Annotated in this window: 4 protein-coding genes and 1 pseudogene; 2 read left to right on the top strand and 3 right to left on the bottom strand. The window is 62.7% G+C overall.

What is annotated here, in order from left to right; genetic code table 11:
* Positions 1–241 precede the first annotated feature (241 nt).
* From EOA86_RS24260 to EOA86_RS41300, 3 genes are all read right to left on the bottom strand, one after another.
* Positions 242–1,027 (bottom strand): anti-sigma factor, encoded by a 786-nt coding sequence (locus tag EOA86_RS24260; RefSeq protein ID WP_128343982.1) that lies wholly within the window; start codon positions 1,025–1,027, stop codon positions 242–244.
* A complete protein-coding gene (locus EOA86_RS24255) occupies positions 1,024–1,566 on the bottom strand; it encodes an RNA polymerase sigma factor (RefSeq protein ID WP_128343980.1) in 543 nt (180 codons plus the stop codon). Before EOA86_RS24255 ends, EOA86_RS24260 begins: the two co-directional genes overlap by 4 nt.
* A 187-nt stretch (positions 1,567–1,753) precedes the next feature.
* Positions 1,754–1,882 (bottom strand): hypothetical protein, encoded by a 129-nt coding sequence (locus EOA86_RS41300; protein ID WP_281035689.1) that lies wholly within the window; start codon positions 1,880–1,882, stop codon positions 1,754–1,756.
* 138 nt (positions 1,883–2,020) lie between these two features.
* Between EOA86_RS41300 and EOA86_RS24250 the strand changes: the two genes are divergently transcribed.
* Together EOA86_RS24250 and EOA86_RS24245 are read left to right on the top strand one after the other, a co-directional pair.
* Positions 2,021–3,127, top strand: a complete 1,107-nt coding sequence (locus EOA86_RS24250; protein ID WP_245486090.1) for a S8 family serine peptidase — start codon at positions 2,021–2,023, stop codon at positions 3,125–3,127.
* 378 nt (positions 3,128–3,505) lie between these two features.
* A pseudogene (locus tag EOA86_RS24245) lies at positions 3,506–4,306 on the top strand (hypothetical protein); the annotation flags it as partial.

Genomic DNA, 4,306 nt, shown 5'->3' with positions numbered 1-4,306 from the left:
CGGCGGACCCTCGGTTTCCGGTGACGCCGCGGGATATTCCTTCGCCTGCGCCGCGGTGCTCGCGAGCGCTGCCATTCCTGCGACCAGTGTCGACTTGAGTTTCCTGTGTCTTGTCATGGTAGTTACTCCTTGTTTCAGACTGGACCGGCAGTTGCGGTCCGGCGGAGTAACGGGCGATTGCCGGCTTTATTCCATTCAGAGAAAGCCGGATTCCATTTAGAGAACGGGGGCCGTTGCAGCTTCACTTCCGGTCCTTCCGACGGACCTCGGTCAACGCTTGGACTTCCTCCTCGGCTGACATCGGAGCGCCCGCTTCGATCGCCGAAAGATAGGCGTCGAGGGCTTCGGTCGACGAGGCCGGGGCATAGCCTCCGGCGTCGCCGGGGGCCACGACCGCGAAGCTGACGCGCCATTCGTCGCCGGAACGGCAGGCGACCGACACCACCGTGGAGCGGTCCTGCGAGTCAACCTCGAATTCTCGGCACAAATCCTGCGAATTGTTGCGAAAGGTAGCGATTGCCCGGAATCGGTCACTGATCCCGGCGAGCCTGATTTCCTTGCCGGACTCGACCGTTTCAAGGGCTTGGGCCAGGGCCGGCCTAATGACGCCGGCAACCCATAGCCCGCCCTGCCTGCGTTCGTTGGTACCTGCTGCCCAATACCCGGTGAGCGCGCCGACGACGGCCGCCACGAGAGAGGCGGCAATCGGCAGCCTCCAGTGAGACCTCGATGGAGGCGCCGCTATGCGCCCGCCGCCGAAGGGCAATACGGATGCCGCCTTCTCGACGGCGCGCCTGGCCTCGATCATTTGCTCAACGGCGGCCACAAGTTTTTCGGGAACCGGCTCGTCGAGCAGCGGCTTCAGCGCGGCCTGCGCCTGCGCTCTGGTTTCGATGAACATGGCAACCCTGGTAACCAGACGGTCATCGATCTCCATCGCCTGCTCGATCCTGGCGACCGTCTCCGGATCAAGCTCACCATCGGCGAACCGCATCAGGATCTCGTCCGAAAACGTCTCTTCGGTCATTTGCTAGCCCCTTTTGTGACCGCAGAACGGGTGGGAGCCATGGATATTCCCGTCGCCTCCGCCAGATTCTTTCTCGCCCGGGCCAGTCTGCTCATCACCGTCCCGATCGGCACGGCAAGGACTTCCGCGGCTTCCTTGTAGGAAAGCTCTTCGACACAGACGAGAAGCAGCACGTCGCGCTGATCGCCGGCAAGTTCGCCAATGGCTTGCGCCACGCTGTTCAGCGCCAGCCGCGCCTCCATCTCGCGCTCACCGGAAATGCCGGCGATGTCATGGCACTCGTCGACATCGTCCTGCGGGCCGGCGACCTTGCGCCTGCGGATGTCATCGATCCACAGATTTCGGAGAATTTTGAACATCCACGCGTCGAAGCGCGTTCCTTGCTCGAAACGCTGCTCGTTGGCGAGCGCCCGTTCGCAGGCTCGCTGAACGAGATCGTCCGCAATATCGCGGGACCGGCAGAGCGCAATCGCGAACCGGCGGAGATTCGGGAGAAAAGCGACAAGCTGGTCTTGGACGCGGTCGGTTTTTTCCGGCATGTTGCTCCAAGTTATTTTGGAATAAAGCGGTCCCGCACCCGTTTCCTCGCAAAGCTAGCTTATTGTCGGATAGGTCCGCTAGCCTCGCGATGTTGAAAATCGGCAACGGCGGAAATGTGAGGGAGATATGGGCGCCACCGCCTGGCTGAGACCAAGAGCCCTGCTGCCATTCTGGGTAGCCGTCGCGTTAATGGTCGATCTTCATCCGACGGGCGGCCTGCTGGTGCTCGGAGAGTTCGGACCAAAATCGGCGTTCGCCGATGATGACGGTGGTGGTGGTGGTGACGATGGTGGTGATGACGGTGGCGGCGGTCAATCCGGCTCGTCGTCTGGTGGATCGGGAGCGATTCCCCGCCGGTCGACCGGAACGAATCTGTTTCGCACGCTGACCGATCGGTTTCTTCCGCGTCCGCCAAGACGCGGCGGCAGGCGCGCGCAACGGCCCGCCCTCCCTTTGCCGTCTCGGGCACCGGACCAGATCGTAGCGACCGGGCTGAGTTCGGCTGAAATCGGTCGGCTTCAGGCAACGGGCTTCACCGTCCTTGACCGCACCGACATCCAGCTTCTGGGGTCGGAGCTGGTCCGGCTGCGCATACCGCCCAACATGCCGCCGGAGGCTGCGCGCGATCTTGTCATCGACGCCGCTCCGCAGTCGACAGCGGATTTCGTGCATTACTACCGGCCCGGACAAGAAGCCGAATGTGCCGGATCCCACTGCGCCGCCGCAGGCCTGATCGGCTGGCCGGCTAATACCGGTCTTCCAGCCGGTTGCGGTGGCAATGTCACGATCGGCCTCATCGACACGGCGATCAATCCTGCGCATGCCGCCTTCGCGAATGGCCGGGTCGAAGTTCTTCGCCTTTCGGACCACGGCTTTCCCGAGTCCGGCCGCCAGCACGGCACCGCCGTCGCGGCGCTGCTCGTCGGCGGCGCCGACAGCCGTACCCCGGGCCTCCTGCCGCACGCTAGGCTCATCGCGGTCGATGCGTTTCACCGGGGCGATCGCCAGGATGACCGCTCGGACGTCTATGATCTTCTTCGCGCACTCGATCTTCTTTCCGTGCGCGGCGTGCAGGTGACGAATATGAGCCTGTCGGGTCCTGCGAATGCTCTTCTCGAGCAGTTTGTCCGAAAACTTTCCGAAGGCGGCATGGTGATCGTCGCCGCTGCCGGCAATGGAGGTCCCAAGGCCGGACCTGCCTATCCGGCGGCCTACGCGGAAGTGATCGCGGTGACGGCGGTGGACCGCATGAAACGCCCCTACAGGCGTGCCGGCCGCGGCGAGCATATCGACCTGGCCGCCCCCGGCGTCGAAGTATGGACGGCCGCGTCGGTCAGCGGCGCACGGCCGAAGACCGGTACCTCCTTCGCGACGCCGTTTGTTGCCGCCGCAGCGGCGTTGATGAAGTCGGCAAACAGCAGCGCCACCGCAGCCGACATTCATGATGCGCTCGGCAAGTCGGCGGAAGATCTCGGCGCGCCCGGCAAGGACGCCGTCTTCGGTTGGGGCCTGCTCAATGCCCGCGCCGCTTGCGTCGTCACGCCGAAGAAGGCGATGTGAAGCTCCGATGACGCGAGCTCTTGCTGGGGCGACAGGCTGATGCATCGTCGATGCTGGCGAACACCGCGATCGGGCAGGGCGCATTGCATCAACCACGTCGCGCCGCGCCGCTGCTTCATGAACGGTGGCCGGGACCTAGCGCTCAGGAGGGATTGCACCTTACCCGTTTCGGCTTACGGTTACGATTGGAGTTTTCTACCAGAAGAATAGCAACGGAGATTCTGCGTGAACCGTGTTCTGCCGGCCGTCTTTGTTCTCGCGCTCAGCGCGCCTGCCTTCGGCCAGACCGTCGATGGCGAGGGTGCGAAGCAGCTCTCCGAAAATCTGTCTCGCTACATCGGCAGCAAGGCGATCGACAGCGGTTTCCTGAAGGTTTCCGTGGAAGGCGACGCTTACAAACTCGCCGTCGACTTCAAACCTGTCGTGAACCTGTTGGCGACGCAGCATTCCTTCAAGTTCGACTTCAGCCCCTACGCATTCCTCGTCAAGCCAAGCAGCAACGGGACGTGGAACGTCTCTGCGGATTTGTCGCCAAGCGGGTCCTTCGAGTTCATGGGGCCGGAAGGCCCGCAGAGCATACAATTCTCGATCAAAGACAGCAAGTTCACCGGCGTCTATGACACCGAACTGGCGGCTTTTACCAGCGCCACACACTCGACGGCCGGGATGACGATGAAAACCCGGGACACCACGCAGCGCGCGGAGGTGAGCACCGGCGCCGGTACTGCCACTATGAACGCAACCCAAGCTGCGAATGGCGGCGTGGATTTCACCGCGACGCAGACGATCGCCGATTTTGCCGAAACGCTTGATTTTGACGATCCCAAAAGCGGGCTGAAATTCCCGCTTACAATCAAATCGCCAGAACTGTCGGTGAATGCGACCGGCAAAGGGATGCGGACAAAGCCATTTCTCGATCTGCTGGCATTTGCCGTCGCCAATGAAGACGAAGCCAAGCTGAAGGCCAACCAGGCGCAGCTCAAATCGCTTTTGCTCGCCGCGCTGCCGCTGTGGAAGCGGATCGACGGAAGCTACGGGCTCAAGGATGTCAGTGTCGAAAGCCCGGTCGGGCATTTCGGTGCGGCGGAGCTGGGCACCAGCTTCGGGTCCGACGGCATCGCCCAGAACGGAGCAATCAACTATACGATCAAGGCCGCAGGATTGACGATCCCTCCGAAT

It is taken from the genome of Mesorhizobium sp. M5C.F.Ca.IN.020.32.2.1 (assembly GCF_004023105.1).
Lineage (GTDB): Bacteria > Pseudomonadota > Alphaproteobacteria > Rhizobiales > Rhizobiaceae > Mesorhizobium > Mesorhizobium wenxiniae.
The sequence above is the reverse complement of the archived record's forward strand: the minus strand, read 5'-3'. Positions and strand labels throughout refer to the sequence as shown.